Source organism: Streptomyces sp. NPDC087215 (assembly GCF_044744885.1).
GTDB lineage: Bacteria > Actinomycetota > Actinomycetes > Streptomycetales > Streptomycetaceae > Streptomyces.
In genome coordinates this window covers 577550-603334 of the sequence record NZ_JBIUZD010000002.1, presented here as the reverse complement: position 1 = coordinate 603334, position 25785 = coordinate 577550, and the positions used below count along the sequence as shown (strand labels likewise).

Here is a 25785-nt window from a genome sequence, read left to right as displayed (position 1 = left end):
CGATCGCGGTGGCGCTCAACCGTGTTCCGGCTCGGTGGAGCGGCCGTGCGCGGAACCGGGTCCCCCGCCGGGCGCGAAGTCGGGCGCGAAGTCGGGCACGAACCGGCTCAGCCGGTAGGTGGTCGCCCGCTCCAGTCGTCCGCAGAGGACGTCGACCCGGGTCGACGTCCAGTCGATCCGCTCCGGCCCGGCGCGCAGGCGCCTGAGGTGGTCGTTCCACTCCGACTCGTCCCGCGTCTCGAAGAGCACCTCCCAGCGGCCCGTTCGGGGGGTGGTGTGCCCCACGGCCCGCTGTCCGCTCTTCCTCTTCCGCTGTCCTGGCATCCGTCCAGCATCACCGGGGCGGCACCGCAGAGGCAAGATCGTTTCCAGGAGCGCGGCCCGCGTCCGTCCAGCGCCCGAGCCACGGTCCCGCTCGTCCTCGTCCGCCGGGTCGAGGAGTTCGACGGCCTGCACCCGGGCCTCCCGGAACGTCGATGCCCGTCCTCTCGCTCCCGCCGGGCGGGGCTCAGCCCGCCAGTTCCTCCGCCTCCGCCAGGATCTCCGTGAGACGCAGGCCGAAGCGGGCGTCGCACGGGTGGGGGTCGCCCGTGCGGGCCGCTTCGGTCAGGGCGTCCACCGCCGCGCCGAACGCGTCCACCGCCCCGTCCCAGCGCGGGAGTCCGGCCCGGCCGCCGGTGCCGTACAGCGTGAGGGCCGCCTCCGACGCCTCCGGCGGGGCGCTCAGGGTGAGGGTCGCCGTGCTGCTCGCGCCTGAGGCGTGCCGCAGCACCAGGTGGTGGCCGTCCGCCGCGCCCCGGACCGCGGTGATCCCCGTGACGTCACCGAGCACCGGCAGCAGGACGGAGAGCACGTGCGGGCCGACGTCCCACAGGCCGCCCTTCTCCCGGCGCCACGGCGAGGACGCGTACGCGCTGTCCGAACCGGGGCCGTAGAGCGAGCCGAGCCAGTGCCCCTCGGCCAGGAACCAGCCGTCCTCCGCCGCCCGTTCCGCGATCCAGCGGGCCGTCGGCTCCGCGAAGCGCAGGGTGCAGAACACCACGGACGCGACCCCGGCCCTCTCCACCGCCTCCGCCACCGCGCGCGCCCCCGCCACCGTCGTGGCGACCGGCTTGTCGAGCAGGACGTGACAGCCCGCCTCGGCCGCCCGCACGGCCAGGGGCGCCTGGACGTCCGGCGGGAGCGCGAGCGCCACCGCGTCGCTGGCGGCGAACAGGGCGTCCACGTCGTCGTACGCGCGCGTGCCCGAGGCGGTGGCGAGGTCGACCGCCGCCTCGGGGCGTCTGCCCCACACTCCGCTGAACTCGATCCCCGGATGCCCGGCCAGCGCGGGCGCGTGCGTGTGTCCGGCCCAGGGGCCGGTGCCGAGGAGTCCGATACGGGGCTTCCCGCCCAGGTGCTTCACCATGGGACCAGTCTGCCGGTCGCCACCGACAACCGGGATCCCGGCCGTTCCACGGGCGCTCCGGGACCCGGTGGCCCCGGCCCTCCGGTCCCGGCCCGGACCCGCCCTGACCGTCCGGCGCACCTCCGCCTCCCCGTCCGGCGCACCTCCGCCTCCCCGTCCGGCGCACCTCTGCCTCCCCGTCCGGCGCACCTCCGTCTCCGTCTCCCTCTCCGTCGAGCCAGGAAATCCACTCGCGCCCCTCCCCCCTCCGGGTGTTAGCGTTCCCCCGCCGGCCGCGGGACTCCGGTGCGACTTCCGGAACCTGCCTCTGAAGCAACGTCTTCGCTGTTCGTGCCCTCATTCCCCGGCCGGCGTCCGGGCCGGGGGAAGAACCGAGGGGGAGCCTTGTCCGAGCTCGTCGCCGCCGAGGACGTGCTCCTCTTCGTCAATGCCGCCGTGACCGCCACCGGGCAGCGCGAGTTCCGCTCCTCGGCCGCCGCCCAGCGTTTCTCGCTGGCGTTCGTCCACGAGTACGTGCGGGTCAACTACCGCCCCGTGTACGCCGCTTCCCTGGCGCTCGACATCAACCACCACAACGCCGCCCTCGTCGTCGAGGGGCTCCTTCGCACCGCCGACGAGGCCGGTGGTCCCGAGGAGAAGCGGGCCGAGGGGCGGTTGATCGCGGCGCGGCTCGCGCTGCTGCCGCCGCAGCGGGTCTACCGGCTGTTCCGCGCGCTGCGTGCGGCCGGGGTCAACAACCGGCGTACGCGCGCGATCGTCCGCGGCTGGCTCGCGGCCCGGCGCGATCCCGCGCACGACGCGGTGAAGTACCGGTCCGGTCTCAAGGCGGCCCTGCGCCATGTCCACGGGCGGCTGCCCGACGCCGAGACCGGGGACTTCCTGTTCGCGCCGCGCCGCCGGGTCCGGTACGAGAACCCGACGCTCGACGCGTTCCGCCGGGCCAGGTACGAGCAGGGAGCCCTGTACGAGCTGCCGTTCACGGTCGCGGAGGGCTTCGCCGCCGCGCACGGGGTGCCCCGCGCGGTGTTCATGGAGCGGATCGCGCCCCGGATGACACGCCTTGAGCGGCTGCGGACGGCGCGGGCGGCCGATCTGTCCGTCATGCCGCTGACCCGGCTCGCCGTGTACGTGCTCGCGTTGCCGTTCGGCGAGCGGGTGGCGCGGCGGGCCGAGCTGACGGGGGCGCTGCGGGCGGCGGCGCGGCGGGCCGCGGGGCCGTACGCCGGGAGCTGGGGCCGGGTCACCGGTGTCCTCGACGACAGTTTCTCCTCGTCGGGTTCGGCGGTGAAGCGGCGCCGTCCGCTGGCCGTCGCGCTGGGCTGCCACTTCCTCCTGGAGGCCCTCGCGGGTCCGGGGGGCTACGTCCCGCTGTGGACGTCGGGCGGCGACGACGCGCTGCTCGTCCGGCCGTACGGGCCGACTCCGCTGGGCTCGCGCGTCCTGGACGCGCTGGAGACCGGTCCCGACCGGCTGGTGATCGTGTCGGACGGCTGGGACAACGCCCCGCCGGGGCTCGCGGGCGAGGTGCTGCGGGTGTGGCGGACGCGGCTCGATCCGGAGCGGCGGACCAGTGTGGTGCATCTGAACCCCGTGTACGACGCGGAGGGTTTCGACGTGCGCGCCCTGGCCCCGGGCGTGCCGGTGGCGGGCATCCGGGACGCGGAGGACCTGGCGGCCCTGGTGGAGATCGCGCAGTTCGCGGAGGGCCGGACGGGCTTCGGGGAACTGCGGGCGTATCTGGACCGCCGGGTGGAGCTGTTCCTCACGGCGGCGGGGGCGGGGGACGGATCGGGGCACCGGTCGGGGAGCGCCCCGGGGATCGGGCCGGGGAACCGGGACGGCGCACCGGGTGTCCGGCCTGGCAGCGCCCCGGGGAACGGGCCCGACGACCGGTCGGGCAGCGCCCCCGACGACCGGCAGGACCTCGCCCCGGAAGGCGGGACGGGGAACCGGGCGGCGGACCGGCCGGGAGGCCGCGCCGTCGGCGGGGTGGAGGAGCGGACGTGACCAGGATCGATCTGACGGGGCTCGACGTGCGGCCCGCGCAGGTGTGGGGCGGGGTGCGGCTGGTGCCGTTGGTGCGGGCCGAGCCCGTCGCCGGGCTGCGGCTGCGCCGGGAGCTGTACGGGGGCCTCGGCTCGGTGGAGCTGCCCGACCGGACCACCTACACCTCGTACGTCCCGCACGGTTTCGTCGCCGACTGGTCAGGTACCGGGCGGGGCGCCGAGGCAGCCGCGTACGGCACGCTCCTCGGCGGGGAGGCGGAAGACCGGGACCGGGAACGGGACAGGGAACGGGAACGGGCGGGGGAAGGCGGCGCCGGGCCGTCGTCCTGTCTGCCGGTGCGCCGCATCCACCGGATGGCGAAGCGGCGGCGCGACAGGGACGGGCGGGTGGAGCGGCGGCTCCGCTTCCTGCCTCTGCACCTGGCCCTGGAGGGGTATCTCGCGCTGCACTTCGGCGGGCCGTCGATCGTCTGGGACGAGTGGTCGCGTGAGGCCCTGCGGCACGGTCTGTCGCCGCGCGCGGAGGCGGCGTACGCGGGGTGGGCGGTGCCGGGGCTGGCGGAGGCGCTGCGGGTCTTCGAGGTGCATCCGGGCCAGTGCGGACTGCTGCTGTACGTGGCCGACTCGCTGGCCGCGGCCTTCGTGGTGCCGCACCCGGACGACTACCGGCTGCTGCACCCGACGCTGGTGGAGGACCTGTACGGGGAGCTGGTGCACCAGTACGCGTACTACGGCGGCGCGGTGCCCGAGTTCACCGCGCGGATCAGGGACGGGGCCGGGGGCATCCGTACCCTGGCCGATCTGCGGGCGGCGGCCCTGGAGCAGGAGCGGGCGTGGGCGGTGGCGCACGACGGTCTGATGGCGCGGGACCTCCTGGAGACCCCGTACGCCTTCGAGCGCGTGCACCGGGCCGGGCCGTTCCGTCTGTACCGGTTCCTGCCCCCGTTCGAACGGGGCGGGCGCGAGCAGCACATCGGTGAGGTGATCACCGACCGGAAGGGACGGACGGCCTATCTGAAGACCTTCCGATTGTCGGAGAAGCAGATCCGCAAGGGGTATCTGCTCCGGCGGCTCGCGGACTGCGACTGGCACCTGGAGCGGACGGCCGAGGCGCTGGGGACCTCGTACGCGGAGCTGGTGCGACGGGTGCGGGCGGCGGGGCTGGGGCCGTTCCTGGACGCCGGGACGGTCGGGCGGCGGCTGAAGGAGCTGTCGGAGGACCGCGCGGACGAGCCCCGCCGCCCGGTGTGACGCCACTCACCTCTCCTTACGGGGCCGCTCACCGCCCCGTGCACGGCCCCTCCGCCCAGGGCCGGGCGCGTAACACGGGGTTCACACGAGGGTCACGGACGGGAAATCCCGTGTTGCGAAGCTGCGACAGCGAAACCGAACACCGCAGCAGCACGCAGCGCCGCGAGCCGCCGTGAACCCGCAGCAGCACGCCCAAAGGATGAGACCCGTGACCTTCAAGGCTGAGTACATCTGGATCGACGGCACCGCGCCGACCGCGAAGCTCCGTTCCAAGACGAAGATCATCGCGGGTGACGTCCTCCCCCTCGACGAACTGCCGCTCTGGGGCTTCGACGGTTCCAGCACGAACCAGGCCAAGGGGCACGCCTCGGACCGCGTGCTGCGCCCGGTGTTCTCCTGCCCGGACCCGATCCGCGGCGGCGACAACGACATCCTGGTGCTGTGCGAGGTCCTCAACACGGACATGACGCCGCACGAGTCGAACACCCGCGCCGCGTTGGCGGAGGTCTCCGGCCGGTACGCCTCCCAGGAGTCGATCTTCGGCATCGAGCAGGAGTACACCTTCTTCGAGGGCACCCGTCCGCTGGGCTTCCCGGCCAACGGCTTCCCCGCCCCGCAGGGCGGCTACTACTGCGGTGTCGGCGCGGACGAGATCCACGGCCGCCCGATCGTCGAGGCGCACCTGGACAACTGCCTCACGGCCGGTCTCGGCATCTCCGGCATCAACGCCGAGGTCATGCCCGGCCAGTGGGAGTTCCAGGTCGGCCCGCTGGCCCCGCTGGAGGTCTCGGACCAGCTGTGGATCGCCCGCTGGCTGCTGTACCGCACGGCCGAGGACTTCGACGTCACGGCGACGCTGGAACCGAAGCCGGTGAAGGGCGACTGGAACGGCGCGGGCGCGCACACCAACTTCTCCACCCGGGCGATGCGCGAGGGCTACGACGCGATCATCACCGCCTGCGAGTCCCTCGGCGAGGGCTCGAAGCCGCTGGACCACGTCAAGAACTACGGCGCGGGCATCGACGAGCGCCTGACGGGTCTGCACGAGACGGCCCCGTGGGACGAGTACTCCTACGGCGTCTCGGACCGCGGCGCCTCGGTCCGCATCCCGTGGCAGGTCGAGCAGGACCGGAAGGGCTACATCGAGGACCGGCGTCCGAACGCGAACGTCGACCCGTACGTGGTGACCCGGCTCATCGTGGACACCTGCTGCGAGGCCCTGGAGAAGGCCGGCCAGGTCTGATCCGCGCCGCTACGGAGCCGCTTCTGAGCCGCTTCTGGGCCGCTTCGAAGGTTTCCCACGGGAGGCGTCCACCGTTCGCGGTGGGCGCCTCCCGGTGTGACGGGGGCCGGTCCCGTGTGCCCCGCGCGGCGGGGTCCCTCCCGGCATGTGGGAAGGACTACACGGGGTTTGGCCGGTCCGGGGCTCGTCGGGGCCATTCCCTTCTGCTTCAATAGGGATATGGCCATCACAGAGAACGACACCGCGAAGGGTCGTCACGACCTGGAGCCGTTCTGGCCTTCCCGGCAGCACCACGACTTCGACCGGGTGTGTTGCCGCGCGAGGAACGCGTCGGCCCTCTAAAGCCCCGATCGGCACGGTCCGGTCCCCGGCCTTCGGCCCACGCGCACGACGTACGACTCCTGTCCGTCCGTTTCTCCGCGCGAAAGAGCTGACTTCCATGGCGCATCCCCAGGCCCACTCCCCGAGTATCCCCCTCACCGCCGTCCGTCCCGGACGGCACCGGCTCCGCGCCGTCGACCCCAACGAGGTCGTGGACCTCGCCCAGGTCGCGGACTTCCTGCCGCCCGGCGCGACCCTGCTGCCCGCCCCGCCGCACACCCTGCCGACGCTGCCGGGCCGCCCGCCGATGGTCGGGTACCTCGTCCTCGTACCGGCCGACCAGCAGCGGCCGCCCGTCGCCGCACCCGCACCGGCCCCCGCGCCGGTGTCCGCACCGGCGGAGGAGCAGGGTCCGGTGACGATCGACGGGGTCCAGCGGCTCGCCGTCGTCGACGGACAGGCCCTGGACCTGACGTACTTGGAGTTCGAACTCCTCGCCCATCTGGTGGCGCACCCCCACCGGGTCCACACCCGCGACCAGTTGGTCACCACGGTGTGGGGCTACGGGCACGTCGGCGACGGACGCACGGTCGACGTGCACGTGGCCCGGCTGCGCCGCAAGCTGGGCGCCGAGCACCGCCACACGATCCAGACCGTGCGGCGGGTCGGCTACAAGTACACCCCCTGATCAGCCGGTCCGGGTGGACCTCGCCCTGATCCTGGCGACCAGCGCCAGGGCGAGGTCCACCGCCAGGAACAGCAGCAGGCTCAGGCCGAGCAGCGGGACGAACCACGCCACCAGGACCGTACCCGCGAGCAGCGGGAGCAGCAGCTGCGCCGGGATCCTGCGCCACGCCCCGCGCGCCGCCGGGCGGCCCGGACGGCGCAGCCACCACATGCGGTAGCCCCAGAGGATCAGCAGGACCAGGGCGAGGGCCAGGGCGGCCAGGGCCAGTTGGTTGAACAGGCCGAGGAACACGCCGCTGTGCGCGTCGATGCCGATCCGGGTGAGCTTGGCGAGCAGCGGGTAGTCGGCGAAGGCCAGCCGGTCGAGGACCGTGCCGTCCGCCGGGTCCACCGCCACCGAGTCCAGCTGGAGCGGGAACTGGGTGTCGGTCTCCTTGATCACGTATCCCTTGCCGTCGGCGGGCGGCGCCACCGACAGGCGGGGGCTGTCGATGCCCGCCGCGCGGGCCGCTTCGAGGGCCCGGTCGATGCCGATGTCCGGGCCCTGGGCGGTGGGGGCGGTGCCGGTGTGGCCGCCGCCGTGGCCCTCGTGCTCCGAGGAGCCGCCGGGCGCGCCGCCGAGGGTCGCGGTGAGGGTGGGGGTCGCGCCGCCGAGACCGTCCTGGACGACGCCGATGTTCTCGCCCGCGTACCGGGACCAGGTCAGTCCGGTCGCGGACAGCAGGACGAGTCCGGTCACCGCCCACAGGCCGACCGAGCCGTGCCAGGACAGGGTGCGGCGGCGGGAGGCGGGGCCGCCCTCGGGGAGGAACAGGGCACGGCGGGTGCGGCGGCGCCTGCCGAGCCAGAGGAGCAGCCCGCCGAGCGCGACGACCCACAGCCAGCTCGCGGCGAGTTCGCTGTAGTTGCGGCCGAACTCGCCGAGGTGCAGGTCGCGGTGGAGCTCGTCGGTCCAGGTGCGCAGCGGGAGGGCGCCGGAGCTGCCGTAGCTGGGCAGCTGACCGCGTACGTCACCGGTGTACGGGTCGACGAAGACGGCGAGCGAGGTGCCTTCGGGGACGTCGGGGTCGGCCATCAGGACACGGGTGGTCGCCCCGGGTTCGGCGCCGGGCCAGACGGCGGTGACGGTGCCGTTCGGGTTGACCTTGCGGGCGATGCCGACCTGCTGGGAGAGCGGCAGGACGGTGTCGCCGACCGGGACCTCCAGTTCGTGCGCGTACACGATCTTCTCCGCCTGGAAGGAGAGCGCGTACAGCAGACCGCTGAGGGCGGCGACGAGGAGGAACGGGGCGACGAGGACGCCCGCGTAGAAGTGGACGCGGAGGACGAGGGGGCGCAGCGCGCTCCAGGTGCCGGGCCGGGCGGGCGGTCCGGTGGGGGCGGGCTCGGGTGCGGCCGTGGGGTCGGTGGCGGTCGCCGTGGTGGATGCGGTCGTGGGGTTGGTCGTGGGGTCGGTCGTGGTGGGTCGGCGGGTCTTCGACGGTGGCGCCTCGGGCGTTTCCGGGCGTGCGGGATCGTCGATGCTCATGGGTGTCCTCGGGGACGGTACGGACAGGGGGAAGGGACCCCCGGGTCAGACGTGTGCTCCGAGGGTCGTGGCGCGGGGTGCGGGCGGCCGGGGCGGGCCGCGCCGGGAGAGGCTGTGGGCGAGGACGACGGCGACCGGCGGCCGGGCGTCGCGGCGGGCCCGCCGGGGGGTGCGGCACGGAGGTCCGGGGACCCGTACCCGGGCGAGGGCCAGCCGGACCGGGGTGAAGGCGTACGCGAGGGCGGCGCCGGCCAGCGTGAGGAACGCGGCCTCGCCGTGGGCGAGCCAGAGCCCGCAGAGGAGCGCGGCGAGGAGGTGGACGGCGGCCATGCCGAGACCGCCGGTGGAGACCAGGTCGGTGGCGGCGCCCATGGCCGTGTCCGCGCCGACGCCCAGGTCCATGGGATCGGCGGGGGACGCGAGGGGGTGGCCGGTCATGCCGGTCATGTCGTGGGCGCCGGGCGCGGTGGGGCCGGGGGTCGCCGTCGCCGGGCGGCCGGTGTGCCCCGTGTGGGCGCCCGCCGTCGAGAACGTCAGGTGGAGCGCGCCCTGGAGCACGCCCATGGCGGCGGCGACCGTCGGCGCGCTCCGGCGGCGGCCCGCCGCGGCCCAGGCGAGGGCCGCCGTCGCGGCGAACGCGGCGAGCAGGGTCACGGCCGGGAGCCGATGCGCAGACATGGACGAATGCCCCGCGGCGGCCAAGGCCACGCAGACCACCGCGAACAAGGCGGCTCTCAAGGCGCGCAGGGGCGACCGGGCATCCGTCATCGCCGGACATGTTGTCACCCGAACGGGTGTGGCACGAGTCCCCCTCCGCTTCTGGTGACGGCGTTCATGTGGTTGTGACGTCCGCCCGGCGTCCGGCACCTCTCCCCGGGCGCCTCGTTCGTTCCGCTTCGCCCGTTCCTCCCGTGGCGGAATCCTCCCCGAGCGGAACCCCCTGGCCTCCGGCCGGGCGGCGCGGCAGGCTCGGCCCATGAGACTGCTGATGCTCGGAGGCACGGAGTTCGTGGGCCGCGCGGTCGTGGAGACCGCGCTCGCCCGGGGCTGGGACGTGACCGTCTTCCACCGCGGGCGGCACGAGCCCCCCGCCGGGGTGACCGCCCTGCTCGGCGACCGCACGACCGGGCCGGAGGGGCTGGCCGCGCTGGCCGACGGGACCTGGGACGCCGTCGTGGACACCTGGTCGGCCGCGCCCTCGGCGGTGCGGGACGCGGCCCGGCTGCTCGCCGGGCGGGCGGGCCGGTACGCGTATGTGTCGAGCCGGTCCGTGTACGCGGGACCGGAGCCCGCCGGGCGGGCCGAGGAGGACCCGGTCGTGGACGGCTCCCCGGACGCCGGGGACGTGCCGTACGCGGAGGCCAAGCGGGGCGGCGAACTGGCGGCCGAGGGGGCGTTCGGCGCGGACCGGACGCTGTCCGTCCGGGCGGGGCTCGTCCTCGGCCCGTACGAGAACGTGGGCCGTCTGCCCTGGTGGCTCGGCCGGATCGCGCGCGGCGGCCCGGTCCTCGCCCCCGGCCCCCGGACGCTGCCGGTCCAGTACATCGACGCCCGCGACCTCGCCGGATGGACCCTCGACGCGGTGTCCGCCGGGCTGCACGGCCCGTACGACCTGGTCTGCCCGCCCGGCCGGACGACCATGGGCGAGCTGCTCGACGCCTGTGTACGGGTCACCGGCTCCGGTGCCTCGCTGCGCTGGACCGGCCCCGAGGAGCTGCTCGCCGCCGGTGCCGCGCCCTGGACGGAGCTGCCGGTGTGGCTGCCGCCGGGCGAGACGTACGACATGATCCACACCGCCGACGTCGGCAAGGCGCTGGCCGCCGGGCTGCGCTGCCGTCCCGTCGCCGAGACCGTCGCCGACACCTGGGCCTGGCTGGAATCGCTCGGTGGGATCGCGCCGCAGCGACCGGACCGCCCGGCGCCCGGCCTCACCCCGCAGCGGGAGGCGGAGGTGCTGGCCGCGCTCGCCGGGGCCTGAGGAGCCGGTACGGGTCGAAACGGCAGGTGTCCGCTGGGACTGCCCGGACCGGGGTGATCCCTTACGGTCGGCAGGAGAACGTACGCACGGGCGCGGACCCGTACGAGCCGGAGGAGCCGACGCCATGCCCGCCATTCCCGCCACCTCCGTCGCCAACCTGCGCGACCTCGGCGGTCTCCCGCTGGCCGGGGGCCGGACCGTCCGTCCGGGGCTCGCCCTGCGGTCCGCGCAGCTCGACCGGCTCGACCCGGCCGAACCGGGGGTGGCCCGCCTCGGCGTCCGCACCGTCGTGGACCTGCGCACCGAGAGCGAGCGCACCGCACGGCCCGACCGGCTGCCCGCCGGGGCGCGGGCGGTCCTCGCGGACGTGCTCGCCGACCAGCTGTCGATCAGCGGGCTGCCGCCCGCCGCCCAGCTGAGAACGCTGCTCTCGAACCCGGCGCTCGCCGAGGAGCACCTCGGCGGGGGCCGGGTCAGGGAGGCGTTCGCCCGCACCTACCGGACCTTCGTCTCCGGCGAGGCCGCGCGCACCGCGTACCGCACGCTGCTCACCGCGCTGGGCGGGCCGGACGCGGGGCCCGTGCTCTTCCACTGCACGGCGGGCAAGGACCGGACGGGCTGGGGCGCGACGGTCGTGCTGTCGCTGCTCGGCGCGGACGAGCGGACCGTGCGGACGGAGTACCTCGCCGTCAACCCGGCGGTGCGACAGGCGTTCGCGCCGATGATCGAGGGGTTCACCGCGCAGGGCGGTGACCCGCAGCTGGCCCTGGACCTGATCGGTGTCCTCCCGGAGTACCTGGAGGCGGCGCTGGACGAGGTGGCGGTCCGGCACGGGTCGATGGAGGCGTACGTACGGGAGGGGCTCGGCGTCCCCGACGGGACGACGGCACGCATCCGTGAGCGCCTGACCGCCCCGGGCGCCTGAACTGCGCTCGTACGAGAGGGACTTGACGGTCCGGCGCGGTCCGGGCGGGGCCCGGCCGGGGTGACCATCGGAAGAATCGCTCGTTCTGCTGAACGTGAGCACCCAGGATCTCGTTCCCTCGCCCGTGGGCCCGGTCGACGTCGAGCAGGCCGAGGCCGCGCTCGTCGAGCGCTATCCGCGTCTGGTCCGCATCGCCTACCTCGTACTGCCGCCGTCGCTCGGCCGCAACCGCCGGGTGCTGACCGCGCACGCGCTCGTGCAGCGTTCGCTGCCCCGCCGCCGGGTCCCCGGGCCCACCGTGCCCGCGCCCCGGCCCGCCGAGGACGCGGTCGATCCCGGATACGCGTACGTACGGGGCGAGGTGCTGCGGCAGGCGCTGGTCGCCGGGCTCCCGCTGCGGCGGTTCGCGCTGCCGCGCCGGGCGCAGTTCCCGCCGCTGCTCCCGCACGTGTGGGGGCTGCGGCTCTTCCCCCGGGTGGGCGGCGCGGACGAACTCGCCCTGGACCAGCGCCTGTCCCGCCTCTCCGGGCCCGGCCGCGCGGCCTATGTGCTGCGCGGCCTCGAACGCCAGGGAGACCCGGAGGTCCTGCGGGTCCTGGCGGCGGCCGGAGTGCCGGACCCGGCGGCGGCACTGGTGGAGGCGGACGCGGTGGACGCGGTGGACGCGGTGGACGCGGTGGACGCGGCCGAGCAGGGGCTGGAGGGGCGACGGGCCTCCCCTGCCAGCGACTTGGGGCAGCCGGGACGCTCGGGGCTGTCGGAGCCGGGGCCGGTGGGACGCTCAGGGCCGGTGGGACGCTCAGGGCCGGTGGGGCCTGAACTGGTGGGGCCTGTGGAACCCGTGGGGCTGGTGGGGGCGACAGGGCCGGGGTTCCCCGATCCGCCGGGCTCCCGCTCCCCCGGTCGCGCGGAACGGATCGGCGGGCAGGGCGGTCCGGGCCGGGCGGGCGCGGACGGTCCGGGCCGGGCGGGCGCGGACGGTCCGGGCGGCCCGGGTACGGCCCCGGGGAACGGGCAGCCCGGAGGGCCGGTCGGTGCCGACCGCACCGCCCACCACCCCGGCGCGCCGGGGTCCGTGCCCAGGTCCGTGCCCGCCGACGGCGGCGGCCCCCGCGGCTTCGTTCCCGGGCCGCGCCGCAGCGGCGGCGCCCTGCTGGAGTCCGACGAGTTCGACCCCTGCGCGCTCCAGGCGCGGCCCACGGACCTCCTGCGGCGGCGCCAGCACCTGCGGGCCTCGCTCGTCGCCCTCGTCGCGCTGCTGGTGTGCGGCGCGCTGCTGGGGCTGCCCGGGGACGGCTGGGGCAGGAACGGTGCCGCCGCTCCCTCGTACGCCCGTAACCCCGCCGCCGAGGCGGCCCTCGACCCGGGGGCGCTCAAGCGGGTGGACCCGGCCGTCTGGCCCGGTTCGACCCGGCAGGACTTCTCCGTGTGGCCCGCGCGCGGCGGGCTCGTGCGGGACCGCGCGCTGCTGCGGCGGGCGCTCGCCGTCTGGGCCCGCCCCGGGCCGTCCGTACGGTCGTCCGCGACGCCCGGCACCCCGGTGGGCCCGCCGATGGGACCGCCGCAGCTCCTCTTCGCGGGGCTGGTCGACGGGGCCCGGGTGGTCCTCCTCCACGACGGGCTGCGGGCGGTGCGGTACGCCGAACCGGCCGAGGGCGCGGCGGGCACGGCACTCGACTTCGCCAGGACCGACGGCGCCGACACACCCGGTGCCGCCGCGCTCGTGGTGTCCCGCGCGGCGGGCAACGTCCGCTATCTGACGGCCCCCTGGGTGAAGGAGACCGGCGCCCGGGACCTCCTGAGGCCCCTGACCGAGGCGCGCCCGCTGGCGCGGGACGCCGACGGGGTGACCGATCCGATGACGAGCCCCGCCCTCGCGCGGGACTGCGTCCGCTGGAACGCCCTCCAGCTGCGGGACGGTTCGGGGTCCCGGCTCCTCACCGACCTGGGCGAACTGGCCCCCGTCCGGCTGCTGTGGGGCCCGCCCGCCGCGCCGGTGGACGCGACGGGCCCGGAGGCCCGGACCGCGTGGGCGCGGACCGCCTGCCAGCTGGCGGCGGTACGGGCGCACGGGGTCCGGTCGGTGAACGCCTGGCGGTTCGCCCGGCAGGCGCTGCCGGAGGGCGCCGGGCGCGGCACCTGGATCTGTACGCGCGCGGAGACCTGGCGGGGCACGGGGAGCAGGGTCCTCGCCCAGTTCCTGGTGCCGTCGCCCCGGGTGCCCGCGGCGCTCGCGGCACGGGCGGAGGGCTCGCCCGCCTGCGGGGTGCGGGACCCCCGGGTGCTCGCGGGCGTGCTGTGGCAGGCACCCGGCGGCGACTGGTACGTCCTGGCGGCGGGCGGCGGGGGCTTCGCGTCCCTGGAGAGCTCGGGCGGGGTGACGGGCCGTGCGGACGGTCCGGTCCTCGCGGTACGGGCCTCGGCCGGGGCGCGGGCGGAACTGCGCGGTACGTTGGAGGACGGGAGGCGGGTGGGCGCGCTCCGGTGACCCACCGGGGGCGGGCCCCGGCGGGCGGGGCCTCCTCCCGTACGGCAGAAAGACGCCGCACAAGCCTGTCGCGCCGTCATACCCCTCAGTACATTGACGGTATGTCTAATAAGCAGCCCGCGCCGGTGGCGTCGGAGCACGTCGAACTCAAGGCCCGCAAGGTCTCCTTCGACTGGGAGGCGACCCCGCTCCACTGGGTGCCCGGCGACCCCTTCACCACGCACACCATCAATGTGCTGCACCTGCTGCTCCCGGCCGGCGAACGCTGGTTCGTGCACGTCTACCGGCAGGCCCTGCCGTTCGTCACCGACGACCGGCTGCGCGAGGACGTCATCGGCTTCATCGGGCAGGAGGCCGTCCACTCCCAGGCCCATGACGACGTCCTGCCCCATCTGCGCGCGCAGGGCCTCGACCCCACCCCGTACACCGCGCAGGTCGACTGGTTCTTCGAGAAGCTGCTCGGCGACCGGACGCTGCCGCCGGGCCGCGCGCGCCGCTGGTGGCTGATGGAGCGGGTCGCGATGATCGCCGCCATCGAGCACTACACCGCCTTCCTCGGCGACTGGGTCCTCAACGCGGACGCGCTCGACCGCGCCGGAGCCGACCCCACCATGCTCGACCTGCTGCGCTGGCACGGCGCCGAGGAGGTCGAGCACCGTGCGGTCGCCTTCGAACTGTTCATGCACCTCGACGGCGGCTACCGGCGGCGCGCCCGCACCTGGGCCCTCGCCTTCTCCACGCTCGTCTTCCTCTGGCAGCGCGGCATCCGCTTCTTCATGGAGAACGACCCCACCCTCGTCGACGGGAAGGCGTCCCTCGGCCAGTTCATGCGCAAGGGCCGTCAGGGCGTGCTGCCCGCCACCCCCGACATCCTCCGCTCCGTCCCCCGCTACCTCAGCCGCGCCTACCACCCCTCCCAGGAGGGCGACACCGCACAGGCCGTGGCCTATCTGGCCGCCTCCCCCGGCGCCGACGGAGGCCGCTGATGGCCCGGTTCGTCACCGTCGCCGTGGTCGCGGGGGCCGCGCTGCTGGTCCGCCGCGCGGTCCGCGGCCGGATGTCCACCGCCCCGCTCTGGCCGATGCCCGCGCTCGACGAGCCCGTCTCCGGACGCGGCCGGGGCCGCACCGTCACCCGCAGGGTCCGTGTCGCCCGTCGTACCGAACCCGCCGAGGGCGTCGTCGAACTGCGCCTGGAGGGGGCCGGGTTGCCCGCCTGGCGGCCGGGCGCCCACATCGACCTCGTCCTGCCCTCGGGGCTCGTCCGCCCCTACTCGCTCTGCGGCGACCCGGCCGACACCGCCGCGTACACCGTGGCGACCCGGCTGATCGAGGAGGAGCGGGGCGGGCGCGGCGGCTCCCGCGAGGTCCACGAACGGCTCCACGAGGGCGTCGAGATCGAGATCCGGGGGCCCCGCAACCGCTTCCCGCTGGTGGCGGCCCCGTCGTACGTCTTCGTCGCGGGCGGCATCGGCATCACCCCCGTCCTGCCGATGGTCCGCGCCGCCGAGGCGGCCGGTGCGGACTGGCGGCTCGTCTACTGCGGGCGCGACCGGGCCTCCATGCCGTATCTCGCGGAGCTCGGACGACTGGGCGGGGCCGACCGGTCGACCGTGGTCGCCGAGGACGAGTCGGGCCGCCCCGACCTGGGCTTCCTCGCGGAGGTGCCCGCCGGGACACCGGTGTACTGCTGCGGTCCCGAGGGCCTCATGGACGCCGTGACGGCCGCGCTGCCGGAGGGCAGGGCGCCGCGCCTGGAACGCTTCTCGGCGGCGGCACCGGCCGGTGGCGCGCCCTTCGAGGTCGAACTGCGGCGCTCCGGGCGCGTCCTGGAGGTCGCGGCCGACCAGTCGCTGCTCTCGGCGGTCCACGCGGAACTGCCGGGGCTCCTGTACTCCTGTCGGCAGGGGTTCTGCGGCACCTGCCGGCAGCGGGTCCTGGAGGGGGAGGTCGACCACCGGGACGACCTGCTCACCGACGCCGAACGGACCGACCAGATACTGATCTGCGTCTCGCGCTGCGCGGGGGGACGACTGGTCCTGGACCTCTGACTCACCGGGGCCCGCCCCTGGACCGGCGCCCGGCGCCCGAGCCGTGCCCGGTCCCTGGCCGGTGCCCGCCCCGACCCGCGCCCGGCACCCGGCCCGCCCGCTACGGCAGGACCAGCCAGTCCAGGGCGAGGGCGCCGAGGAGGCCGCCGACCAGGAGCCAGGTGCCGAGCCGGGTGCGGCCGTTGCGGGACAGTTCGATCACGACGCCGCAGAGGATCATGGCGAGTCCGTACACGCCGACGACCAGCACGGACGTACGGCTCGCCAGGCGGATCACCAGGACCACGGCCGTCGCCACCAGGAGCACGGAGGCGACGGCGACGCGCAGCCGCCGCGCCTGCTTCGGGGTGAGCCCGGCCGCCGGGACCGGCGCCTCCTCGGGCGCCTCCTCGGGCTCCTCCTCCGCGTCGGACTCCGCGGCCCCCGCCCGGAGATCGTCCATGTGTTCCCGCGCGGGCTCGTGCACTCCGGCGGCCTCTTCGCGCTTCTCGGGCCGCTCGGGCCGCTCGGGCTTCTGCGACCCCTCCGACTGCCGCGACTGCTGCGGCTTCTCCGACTCCGCCGCCCCTTCGGCCCGTTCGGAGCGGGGGGCGCCGGTGGGCTCCGGAGACTTCCGGGGGGTTCCCGGGGCGGTCTTCTCGCCGGTCCCGTCGCTCGCGGGGGCCTCATCGGCCTCCGGGGGCTCGGCGGCCTGGGTGTCCTGGTCGGAAGCGCTCATGGGGCAGGAGCGTAACGGACCCCGTTAGGCTGTTCGTATGACGACCGGGGTACGCCGCAGGATGGGCGTCGAGGAGCGCAAGCAGCAGCTGATCGGGGTCGCCCTCGAACTCTTCAGCCACCGCTCTCCCGACGAGGTCTCCATCGACGAGATCGCCGCCGCCGCGGGCATCTCCCGCCCGCTGGTCTACCACTACTTCCCCGGCAAGCAGAGCCTCTACGAGGCGGCGCTGCGGCGGGCCGCCGACGAGCTGGCGGCCCGGTTCGTGGAGCCTCCGCAGGGCCCCCTCGGGGCGCGGCTGCTGCGGGTGATGGGCCGCTTCTTCGACTTCGTGGACGATCACGGGCCGGGGTTCGCGGCGCTGATGCGGGGCGGTCCCGCCGTGGGTTCCTCCACGACGAACGCGATGATCGACGAGGTGCGGCAGGCCGCGTACGTGCAGATCCTGGCGCATCTGGGGGTCGAGAAGCCCTCGGCGCGGCTCGAACTGGTCGTCCGTTCCTGGGTGTCGCTCGCGGAGTCGACGGCGCTGATCTGGCTGGACGGGCGGCGGGTGCCGCGCGCGGAGCTGGAGCTGCAGCTGGTGCACGACTTCGCGGCCCTCGCGGCGGTGAGCGCCGCGTACGACGGCGAGATGGCGGGCATCCTGGTGGGCCTGCTCGCGGACGAGCCCGCCGACGGGCCCTTCGGGGAACTGGTGGCGCGGCTCGTGGCGCTGGTGCCGTCGGCGGGGACCGTGGAGCCGTCCGTGCCGTAGCGGCGTGGGCACCGGGAACGACGGGCGCCCCGGCACCGGAAGTCCGGTGCCGGGGCGCCCCCGTGTGGGGTGCGGGTGGGTCAGCCGGTGGCCTTGAAGACGGCGACCGTGCGGGCCGGGACCGTGAAGGTGCCCGAACCGGCCGCGTAGGAGGCGGACTTCACGACGGTGTCCGCGCCCTTCGCCTGGACGGGGTGGAGGGCGTATCCCCGGCCCGTCAGGGCGGCGACCTTCTGGGTGGTGGCGCCCGGGGTGGCGTTGAGGACGACGACCAGGTCACCGAGGCGCATGGTGAGGACGCCGGGGGTCTCGTCGCGGCCGGAGAGCGGGAAGGACAGGGTGTTCTGGACCCGCTCGGTGGTGGCGAGGGAGAACACCGGCTCGGTGGTGCGGATCTTCTGGAGGTCCCGGTAGGCGGCGGAGGCGCCGTCGATCTGGGCGCAGCCGACGGTGAGGGCCGGGTTCACCAGGAGCGGCCTGCCGTGGGACCACTTGTCCTTGTTGTCGGCGGCGGGCGGCAGGCCCCGGCCGAAGCCGTTGCCGTCGCGGCAGTCCCAGTGGATGGCGTTGAACCAGTCGCCGCTGTCGTAGGAGTTGCGGTCGAGGGACTTGGAGCGGAGCAGGTCGGAGCCCGCCTGGGAGAGCGCCGGGCCCTGGGAGAGGGTGGCGGTGGCCATGGCGAGGACCTGTGCGCGGGCCCGGTCGGCGGGGGTGGTGTCCGCCGGGAGCTTGAAGGCGAGCGCGTCGTACAGGGTCTCGTTGTCGTGGGCGTCGGCGTAGGCGAGGGCGTCGCCGGGGGCGGCGGCGTATCCGGCGGGGGCGCCGTTGTAGTCGACCTCGGAGCCCTTGACCGTACGGCCCGAGGTGTCGGTGAAGGTGTAGGAGGCGAGGTTGCCGGTCAGGCCGACCTTGATGAGGTCCTGGTAGTGGAGGAGGCGGGCCTTCTGCTGTTCGGGGGTGCCGTTGGCGGCGGAGGCGTTGGGGTCGGTGTAGAGGCCGGAGGCGAAGCCCTGGACGCCGGGGTCCTCGTCGAAGGGGCCGCCGCCCCGGACGGCGTCGCGGGCCCGGTCGGAGAAGGTGGCGATGCCGGTTCCGGCCATGTTCTTCTGGGTGGCCTGGACGAACCGGGCGTCGTCGGCGATCTCGCCGAAGTTCCAGCCCTCGCCGTAGAGGACGATCGCCTTGCCGTCGACGCCGTCCTCGGCGACGGTGAGGGCGTCGAGGGCCTTGCGGACGGCGAGGATGTTCGCCTTCGGGTGGTGGCCCATGAGGTCGAAGCGGAAGCCGTCGACCTTGTACTCCCTGGCCCAGGTGACGACGGAGTCGACGACGAGCTTGCCCATCATCGCGTTCTCCGGCGCGGTGTTGGCGCAGCAGGTGGAGGTGGCGACGGTGCCGTCGGCCTGGAGCCGCTGGTAGTAGCCGGGCACGATGCGGTCGAGGACCGACTTGTCGGACTGTCCGGCGGCGACGGTGTGGTTGTAGACGACGTCCATGACGGTGCGCAGTCCGTCGCCGTTGAGGGACTGGACCATCCGCCGGAACTCGACCGTGCGGCGGGTGCCTTCGGGGTCGGTGGCGTAGGAGCCCTCGGGGACGGTGTAGTGCAGGGGGTCGTAGCCCCAGTTGTAGGCGTCGGTGGCCGCGGCGGCGGCGACGCAGGCCTGCTGTTCCCCGGAGTCGGGGGCGTACGCCTTCAGGTCGCAGGCGGGGGTGGTCTGCGCGGACTTCTTCTCGGGGACGGTCCCGAGGTCGAAGGCGGGCAGGAGGTGGACGTAGGAGGTGCCGGAGGCGGCGAGGGCGCGCAGGTGCTTCGAGCCCTCGCTGTCCTTGTCGGTGAAGGCGAGGTAGGTGCCCCGGTGGTCGGCGCGGGCGGTGGTGTCCGCGACGGAGAAGTCACGGATGTGGAGTTCCTGGATCTGGGCGTCCCGCAGCGGTACGGCGGCGGGCTTGCGCAGGGTGTTCCAGCCCCGGGGGGCGAGCTTCGGGTCGGTGAGGTCGACGGCGAGGCTGCGGGCGGAGTCGGTGGTGAGGGCGGTGGAGTAGGGGTCGGTGACCTTGTTGGTGACGGTCTTCTGGACGGTGGGGGCCCAGACCTCGACGGCGTAGCGGTAGGGCTTGCCGGTCCAGGACCTCGGGCCGGTGGCGGACCAGACGCCGGAGGTGTCGTCGCGGCGCATGGGCACGGTCCGGCCGTCGAGTTCGAGGGCGACGGTCCGGGCGGTGGGGGCCCAGACGGAGAGGGTGACTCCGCCCTTGTGGAAGACGGGGCCGAGGGCGGCGCCGGTGGCCTTCTTCGCGTAGAGGTCGTCGAGGACTCCGGCGGTCTGGACGCCGGTGGCGGCGAGCAGGGCCCCGTTGGCGGCGCGCTGGGTGGCGATGAGCTGGCCGCGCAGGGAGTCGCGGACGCGGTCGGTGTCGCGCGGGTCGACGGTGAAGGCGGGGTACTCCCCGAGGTGCGGGAACGCGGCCTTCTGGGCGTCGGTGAGGGTGCTCCGGTTGAGCCGGAGCCACTGGCCCTCGGTGTTCAGGGCGCCGTCGGTGACGGTGATCCCGCCGTCCGGGGCGTACACCAGTTGCTGGCTGGTGGCGTCGGTGGCCCTGACCTTCCAGACGACGGTGTTCCGGTCGATCCACTGGGCCTCGGCCTTGCCGAGGTCGAGTTCGGGGGCGGCGCCGGAGGTGGGCAGCAGGTAGGCGGGCTGTCCGGAGAGCAGCCAGACCTCGTTGCCGTGGGTGGCGAGGTCGAGGGACTGGTCGGTGGGCAGGTCCTTCTGGTCGCCCTTGTGGAGGATGTACGACAGGGAGCGGGCGCCTTCGGCGAGGGGGACCTCGTAGACGGCGCCGTAGGCGTCGAAGCGCACGGGCATGAGGGGCTTGGACCAGTCGGTGGGCTGGGCGGCGCCGGTCCAGGTGTGGAGGCCCCAGCCTTCGTGGTCGCCGTCGGCGCGCTGGTAGTGCAGGACGGCCTTGGTGCGGTCCGGTGCGGTCGGGGCGGGGTGGGTGTCGGACTGGCCGTCCTTGCCCCGGGCGATCCAGACCTCGCCGGTGCGGCCGAGGAGGACGGTGCGGCGGGGGCCGTCGGCGGCGCCGTCCTTCTCGACGGTGTACGGGACGGTGGAGGCGCCCTCGGGGACCTTGACCCAGGCGAAGGCGCCGTAGGAGTCGCGGCCGGTGAAGGCGGTCTCCTGGCCCGCCGCCTTCAGCTTCCAGCCGTCGTAGTTCCCGTCCTCGCGCTGGTAGTGGACGACGGCGTAGGGGCGCTGGACGGCGACCGGCTTCTCGGGGGCCGGGGGCGCGCCCGCGGTGCCGGTGGCGGTGGCGCTCGCCGTGCGGCCCTTGGTGTCGACGACGACGGCCTTGTAGCGCAGGGCGGTGCCGGCGGGGGCGGTGAGGTGCTGGGTGACCTTGTAGGGGGCGTGGTCGGCGGTGCCGAGGGTCTGCCAGCGGCCGTTGCCGGTCTGGGCGGCGAAGACGACCCGGTTGAGCTGTCCGCCGGTGACGTCGGCGGTGAGTTCGACGGTGCCGGTGGCTCCGGCGGCGGGCGCCCTGAGGGTGACGGTGGGCGCGGTCGCGGGGGCGGGCAGGGGCTTGTCGGCCTTCAGGACGACGGAGGAGAGGGCGGGGACGGTGAGGGTGACTTCGCCGCCGGTCGCGGTGACCGTGCCCCGGCCGCCGTAGAGGGTGCGGAAGGCGGTGGAGTCGACGGGGACGGTGACGGTCCTGGGGGTGGTGCCGCCGTTGGCGGCGACGAGGTATTCGGTCCTGTCCCCGGCGTCCGTACGGGAGAAGGCGTAGACGGAGCCCTCGGCGTACCGTTCGCGCTGGATGCCGTCGCGGAGGGCGGGGTGTTCGCGGGTGAGCTTCGACAGGGCGGCGATCGAGCGGTAGAGCGGGTGGCCGGTGTCGTAGGCGTCGGTGGCGTGGGTGCGGTCGGTGCCGATCTGGTCGTCGTCGAGGTAGTCGGCGGCCCGGGAGGCGAAGAGGGGCTGGCGGGCGTCCTTGTCGCCGCCCGCGCCGGTGTAGCCCTGTTCGTCGCCGGAGTAGATCACCGGGTTGCCCCGGGAGAGGAACATCAGCTCGTTGGCGAGGCGGTCGCGGTCGAGGAGTTCGGCGTCGGAGGCGTCTGGGTTGTCCTGCTTGAGGAAGCTCCCGAAGCGGCCCATGTCGTGGTTGCCGAGGAAGGTGACCTGTTCGTAGGCGTTGGCCTTGTCGGTGGTGTACCGGTAGTCCTCGGCGAAGACCTTGGCGAGGCGGTCGGCTCCGGCGCCCTGGGAGGCGAAGGCGCGGGCGGCGTCCTGGAAGGGGAAGTCGAGGGTGGCGTCGAGGCGGCCCCGGGTGACGTAGGGCGCGGTGACGGCGGTGTCGGCGGAGTAGACCTCGCCGAACATGAAGAAGTCCTCGCGGCCCCGCTTCTTCGCGTAGGCGTCGAGGGCGGTGGCCCACTGGGTCCAGAAGTCCAGGTCGACGTGTTTGACGGTGTCGACGCGGAAGCCGTCGATCTCGAAGTCGCGGACCCACTTCTCGTAGATCCGCTTCATGCCCTCGACGACCTCGGGGCGTTCGGTCCACAGGTCGTCGAGGCCGACGAAGTCGCCGTACTCGGTGGACTCCCCGGCCCAGGTGGAGTCGCCCCGGTTGTGGTACATGGTGGGGTCGTTGAGCCAGGCGGGGACCTTGGTGTTCGCCTTCTCGACGGGGGTGTACGGGAAGGAGTCCGCGTCGACCTTTCCGGCGGTGGCGCGGTCGTCGAAGGGGCGGCCGTCCTTGTCGAGGTAGGGGTAGGCGCCCTTGGGGCGGTAGCCGTACTCCTTCTCGGCGTAGTCGACGGTGTCGGCGGTGTGGTTGGTGATGACGTCGAAGAAGACCTTCATGCCCTTGGCGTGGGCGGCGGCTATCAGCTTCTTCAGGTCGTCGTTGGTGCCGAAGTGCGGGTCGACCTGGGTGAAGTCGGTGATCCAGTAGCCGTGGTACCCGGCGGAGGCGTCCTTGCCCTCGCCCTGCACGGGCCGGTTCTTGAAGATCGGCGCCATCCAGATGGCGGTGGTGCCGAGGCCCTTGATGTAGTCGAGGCGCCGGGTCAGGCCCTTGAGGTCGCCGCCCTGGTAGAAGCCCTTGTCGGCGGGGTCGAAGCCGGTCCGCGTCCGGCTGCCGGTGAGTCCGCCCCGGTCGTTGGAGGGGTCGCCGTTGGCGAAGCGGTCGGGCAGCACGAAGTAGAACTGTTCGCGGGTGAGTTCCTGGCGGGCCGGTTCGGCGGCCAGGGTCCGGTCGGAGGGCGGGGCGGGGGGCCGGGGCGCGGCGGTCGCGGGCATCGCGGGCACGAGGGCGGCGCACAGGGCGGCGGCGAGTACGACCGCCGTTCTCTTGCGTGTCACGGGGGTGCTCCCTGGAGGTACGGGAAAGTGAGGGCCGCCCCGGCCGGGGCGGCCCCTGGGGGCGCGGGGGTTCAGCCGCGGAAGGTGTCGTTCAGGTCGACGCGGCCGGTGGCGGGGACGGTCGCGGTGCGGTTGGCGCCGGACTCCCAGGTGACGTTCCCGGCGGCGTCCTTGCGGAGGTACTTGTACGCGAAGGCGGTGCCGGCGGGGAGGCCGACGGTCAGCTTCCAGACGGGGTACGTCGCGGGGTCGAGCTTCAGGGCGGCGGCCGGGGACCAGTTGCCGAGTTCGGCGCGGTCGCCGGTGACGTAGATGTCCTGGCCGGGCACGGTGGTGGCGGTGGCGCTGAAGGAGGCGCCCGGGGCGGACGGCGGGGTCGTGGGTGTGGTGCCGCCGCAGCCGGCCGCGCCGACGTGCAGGGCGAGGGCGGTGTTCGCGCCGAGGGTGGCGGTGAACTGGCCGGAGCCGTCGACCGTCACGGGCCTGTTCGACTGCACGTCGCAGTAGGTGCCCGCGGGCAGCGAGGTCTGGAAGGAGCGGGTGAGCGCCGAGGACTCGTGGTTGATCGCCACGTACGCCTTGGAGCCGCGGCCGAACGCGATGGCGTTGTTGCCGTTGTCCCACCAGCCGGTGACGGCCTGGCCGCGCGCGGTGTTGCGGAGGGCGACCATGGAGGAGATCTCGCGCCAGGCGTGCTGGCACTTCCAGCCGTCGGTGTAACAGGCGTTGACCTGGCCGCCGTTGGGCGGGCCCGCGTCCTTGTCGGTCCACTCGTAGCCGGAGTGGACGTCCGGGGAGCCGTAGGGCCAGGCGAGCATGAAGACGGAGGCGAGGGTGTAGTTCGCGCCGTCCTTGTAGGAGAGGGTGTCGCCGCCGCGCTCGGTGTCGTGGTTGTCGACGAAGACGCCGGAGCGGCCGGAGGACATGTAGCCCCAGGCCTCGCCGAAGTTCTTGAGGTGGGCGAGCTTCTCGTTCTGGAACACGCGCTTGAGGTCGCGGGCGTAGCGGAACTCCTGGACGTCGCCGGTGCCGAGGTACTCGCTCGGGGAGACGGCCTCTCCGGCGCCGAATATCGCCTCCTGCTTCCAGTAGGCGTTCGGGTTGCCCAGCCGTGCCTTGATGTCGGCGAGGTCGGCGGCGGGCATGTGCTTGGCCGCGTCGATGCGCAGGCCGTCCACGCCGAGGGAGAGCAGGTCGTCGAGGTAGCCGGCTATCTTCGCGCGGACGTAGGGCTCGCCGGTGTCGAGGTCGGGGAGCTGGACCAGTTCGCAGTTCTGGACGTTGCCCCGGTCCTGGTAGTTGGTGATGGAGGCGCGGCAGTCGTCCATGTCGGCGCCGGAGTAGAGGCCCGGGTAGTCGTACTTGGAGAACGGGGTCCCGCCCGTTCCCGTGCCGGAGCCGTTCGCCATGTGGTTGACGACGGCGTCGGCGACGACCTTGACGCCCGCCGCGTGGCAGGTGTCGATCATGTTCTTGAAGGCGGCGCGGTCGCCGAGGCGTCCGGCGATCTTGTAGCTGACCGGCTGGTACGAGGTCCACCACTGGGGGCCCTGGAGGTGTTCCTGCGGCGGGGAGACCTGGACGTATCCGTATCCGGCGGGGCCGAGGCGTTCGGTGCACTCACGGGCGACCGAGGCGAACTTCCATTCGAACATCACCGCGGTGACGTCCTTCTCGCCGGGCGGGACGGCCTGCGCGGGAACGTTTCCCGTGACGGTCACGGCGGCGGCTCCCGCCACGAGGGCGAGTGCGGCTGCCACGGTTCTTCTGGCCATGGTTCCTCCTGTACGACGTCGGTGTCGCAAGAAGTTGCCGAAAGAATCAGCAACTGTTTTCAGCCGTGACCGTACGAGCGCCCCGGCGCCCGGTCAATACTCCGGACGCCCGAACGCGACTTGTTACGGGAGGACTTGCGGCGCCCCGGCGGAAGCGGGCACGGGAGGCTGCGCGGTCGATCCCCGGACCACCAGCTCCGGCTGGAAGACGAACTCCGTGCGCTGCACCGGGTTCCCCTCGATCTCCTCCAGGAGCGCGCCCACCGCCGCCGTCGCCATGGCCTGCACGGGCTGGCGCACGGTGGACAGCGGCGGGCTGGTGAAGGCGATCAGCGGCGAGTCGTCGAAGCCGACCACGGAGACGTCCCGGGGCACGTCGAGGCCACGGGCCCGGACCGCCCGGACCACCCCGAGCGCCATCAGGTCGGAGCCGCAGACGATGCCGGTGCAGCCCTCGGCGAGCAGGATCTCGGCGGCGGCGTGCCCGCCCTCCACCCCGAACAGGGTGGGCCTGATGAACCGTTCGGCCTCCGCCCGCTCGACGCCGAGCGACTCGTACAGCTCGGCGGTGAAGCCCTCGGCCTTGCGCCGCGAGGGCACGTACCGGGTGGGTCCGACGGCGAGCCCGATGCGCTCGTGGCCCAGCTCGACCAGGTGCCGCACGGCCATCCTGGCCGCCGCCCGGTCGTCGGGGGAGACGAAGTTGGCGTCGATCCGTTCGTTGTAGCCGTTGATGAGGACGTACGGGACGCCCCGGGCGGTCAGCCGGGCGTACCGCGAGGGATCGGCGGAGGCGTCCGCGTGCAGCCCGGACAGGAACACGATCCCGGCCACCCCGCGCTCCACCAGCTGCTCGACCAGCTCGTCCTCGGTGGCGCCGCCGGGCATCTGGGTGCAGAGCACCGGGGTGTAGCCGTGCCCGGCGAGGACCTGCTCCACGACCTGCGCGAAGGCGGGGAAGATCGGGTTGGTCAGTTCCGGGATCACCAGTCCGACCAGGCCCGCGCTGCGCCGTTTCAGCCGTACGGGACGCTCGTAGCCGAGTACGTCCAGGGCCGCGAGGACCTTGTGCCGGGTCGCGCCCGCGACCCCCGCCTTGCCGTTGAGGACCCGGCTGACGGTGGCCTCGCTGACCCCGGACTGGGCCGCGATGTCCGCGAGCCGCGGGGGGGCGGGCCCCGCCCCCCCCCGCGGGGGGACCCGCCCCCCCCCCCCCCCGCGGGGGGGGGGGGGGGGCGGGCCCCCCGGGCCCCCCCCGGGCCCACCACCACCGTG

Annotated in this window: 17 protein-coding genes and 1 pseudogene; 10 read left to right on the top strand and 8 right to left on the bottom strand. The window is 74.3% G+C overall.

Going from position 1 to position 25785, the window contains the following annotated elements; translation table 11 throughout:
* Positions 1-15: 15 nt before the first annotated feature.
* Positions 16-324, bottom strand: a complete 309-nt coding sequence (locus tag ACIO92_RS07310; RefSeq protein WP_402279510.1) for a hypothetical protein — start codon at positions 322-324, stop codon at positions 16-18.
* A gap of 184 nt (positions 325-508) precedes the next feature.
* Positions 509-1408 (bottom strand): Gfo/Idh/MocA family oxidoreductase, encoded by a 900-nt coding sequence (locus tag ACIO92_RS07305; protein WP_366441511.1) that lies wholly within the window; start codon positions 1406-1408, stop codon positions 509-511.
* A 384-nt stretch (positions 1409-1792) separates the two neighbouring features.
* On the opposite strand from ACIO92_RS07305, the pseudogene ACIO92_RS07300 reads away from it, so the two are divergent.
* The 4 genes and pseudogenes from ACIO92_RS07300 to ACIO92_RS07285 all read left to right on the top strand — a co-directional run.
* Positions 1793-3187: pseudogene (locus ACIO92_RS07300) on the top strand (hypothetical protein); the annotation flags it as partial.
* 224 nt (positions 3188-3411) lie between these two features.
* Positions 3412-4665: an ARPP-2 domain-containing protein gene (locus tag ACIO92_RS07295; protein ID WP_402279513.1), complete on the top strand. Its 1254-nt coding sequence runs from the start codon at positions 3412-3414 to the stop codon at positions 4663-4665.
* Positions 4666-4864: 199 nt separating this feature from the next.
* Positions 4865-5908 (top strand): glutamine synthetase, encoded by a 1044-nt coding sequence (glnII, locus tag ACIO92_RS07290; RefSeq protein ID WP_402055606.1) that lies wholly within the window; start codon positions 4865-4867, stop codon positions 5906-5908.
* Positions 5909-6347: 439 nt separating this feature from the next.
* Positions 6348-6917, top strand: coding sequence for a winged helix-turn-helix domain-containing protein (locus ACIO92_RS07285; protein WP_402279517.1), 570 nt, complete (start codon positions 6348-6350; stop codon positions 6915-6917).
* On the opposite strand, the gene ACIO92_RS07280 is transcribed toward ACIO92_RS07285, so the two are convergent.
* Together ACIO92_RS07280 and ACIO92_RS07275 are read right to left on the bottom strand one after the other, a co-directional pair.
* Positions 6918-8444, bottom strand: a complete 1527-nt coding sequence (locus ACIO92_RS07280; RefSeq protein ID WP_402279520.1) for a PepSY-associated TM helix domain-containing protein — start codon at positions 8442-8444, stop codon at positions 6918-6920.
* A gap of 45 nt (positions 8445-8489) precedes the next feature.
* A complete protein-coding gene (locus ACIO92_RS07275; RefSeq protein ID WP_402279523.1) occupies positions 8490-9122 on the bottom strand; it encodes a hypothetical protein in 633 nt (210 codons plus the stop codon).
* Between the two features lie 298 nt (positions 9123-9420).
* Between ACIO92_RS07275 and ACIO92_RS07270 the strand changes: the two genes are divergently transcribed.
* From ACIO92_RS07270 to ACIO92_RS07250, 5 genes are all read left to right on the top strand, one after another.
* Positions 9421-10422, top strand: a complete 1002-nt coding sequence (locus tag ACIO92_RS07270) for an NAD-dependent epimerase/dehydratase family protein (RefSeq protein ID WP_401235857.1) — start codon at positions 9421-9423, stop codon at positions 10420-10422.
* A gap of 124 nt (positions 10423-10546) precedes the next feature.
* Positions 10547-11347, top strand: coding sequence for a tyrosine-protein phosphatase (locus ACIO92_RS07265; RefSeq protein ID WP_366441504.1), 801 nt, complete (start codon positions 10547-10549; stop codon positions 11345-11347).
* A 94-nt stretch (positions 11348-11441) separates the two neighbouring features.
* The gene (locus ACIO92_RS07260; protein ID WP_402279527.1) at positions 11442-13835 is read left to right on the top strand and encodes a hypothetical protein; all 2394 of its coding nucleotides are present in this window, start codon (positions 11442-11444) and stop codon (positions 13833-13835) included.
* Between the two features lie 101 nt (positions 13836-13936).
* Positions 13937-14821 carry a metal-dependent hydrolase gene (locus ACIO92_RS07255; RefSeq protein ID WP_401235861.1) on the top strand — a complete coding sequence of 295 codons (885 nt, stop codon included), beginning with the start codon at positions 13937-13939 and terminating at the stop codon, positions 14819-14821.
* Positions 14821-15885, top strand: a complete 1065-nt coding sequence (locus ACIO92_RS07250; protein WP_402279530.1) for a PDR/VanB family oxidoreductase — start codon at positions 14821-14823, stop codon at positions 15883-15885. Before ACIO92_RS07255 ends, ACIO92_RS07250 begins: the two co-directional genes overlap by 1 nt.
* A gap of 100 nt (positions 15886-15985) precedes the next feature.
* On the opposite strand, the gene ACIO92_RS07245 is transcribed toward ACIO92_RS07250, so the two are convergent.
* On the bottom strand, positions 15986-16603 hold the full coding sequence (locus ACIO92_RS07245; protein ID WP_402279533.1) for a hypothetical protein: 618 nt from the start codon (positions 16601-16603) through the stop codon (positions 15986-15988).
* 37 nt (positions 16604-16640) lie between these two features.
* Here ACIO92_RS07245 and ACIO92_RS07240 point away from each other — a divergent pair, with 37 nt between their 5' ends.
* On the top strand, positions 16641-17360 hold the full coding sequence (locus tag ACIO92_RS07240) for a TetR/AcrR family transcriptional regulator (RefSeq protein ID WP_366441500.1): 720 nt from the start codon (positions 16641-16643) through the stop codon (positions 17358-17360).
* Between the two features lie 80 nt (positions 17361-17440).
* Here ACIO92_RS07240 and pulA read toward each other — a convergent pair whose 3' ends face one another.
* The 3 genes from pulA to ACIO92_RS07225 all read right to left on the bottom strand — a co-directional run bounded on the left by pulA (position 17441) and on the right by ACIO92_RS07225 (position 25662).
* Positions 17441-22672, bottom strand: a complete 5232-nt coding sequence (gene pulA, locus ACIO92_RS07235) for a pullulanase-type alpha-1,6-glucosidase (RefSeq protein WP_402279821.1) — start codon at positions 22670-22672, stop codon at positions 17441-17443.
* Positions 22673-22806: 134 nt separating this feature from the next.
* Positions 22807-24510 carry a carbohydrate-binding module family 20 domain-containing protein gene (locus tag ACIO92_RS07230; RefSeq protein ID WP_366441499.1) on the bottom strand — a complete coding sequence of 568 codons (1704 nt, stop codon included), beginning with the start codon at positions 24508-24510 and terminating at the stop codon, positions 22807-22809.
* A 123-nt stretch (positions 24511-24633) separates the two neighbouring features.
* The gene (locus ACIO92_RS07225; protein WP_402563544.1) at positions 24634-25662 is read right to left on the bottom strand and encodes a LacI family DNA-binding transcriptional regulator; all 1029 of its coding nucleotides are present in this window, start codon (positions 25660-25662) and stop codon (positions 24634-24636) included.
* Positions 25663-25785 lie beyond the last annotated feature (123 nt).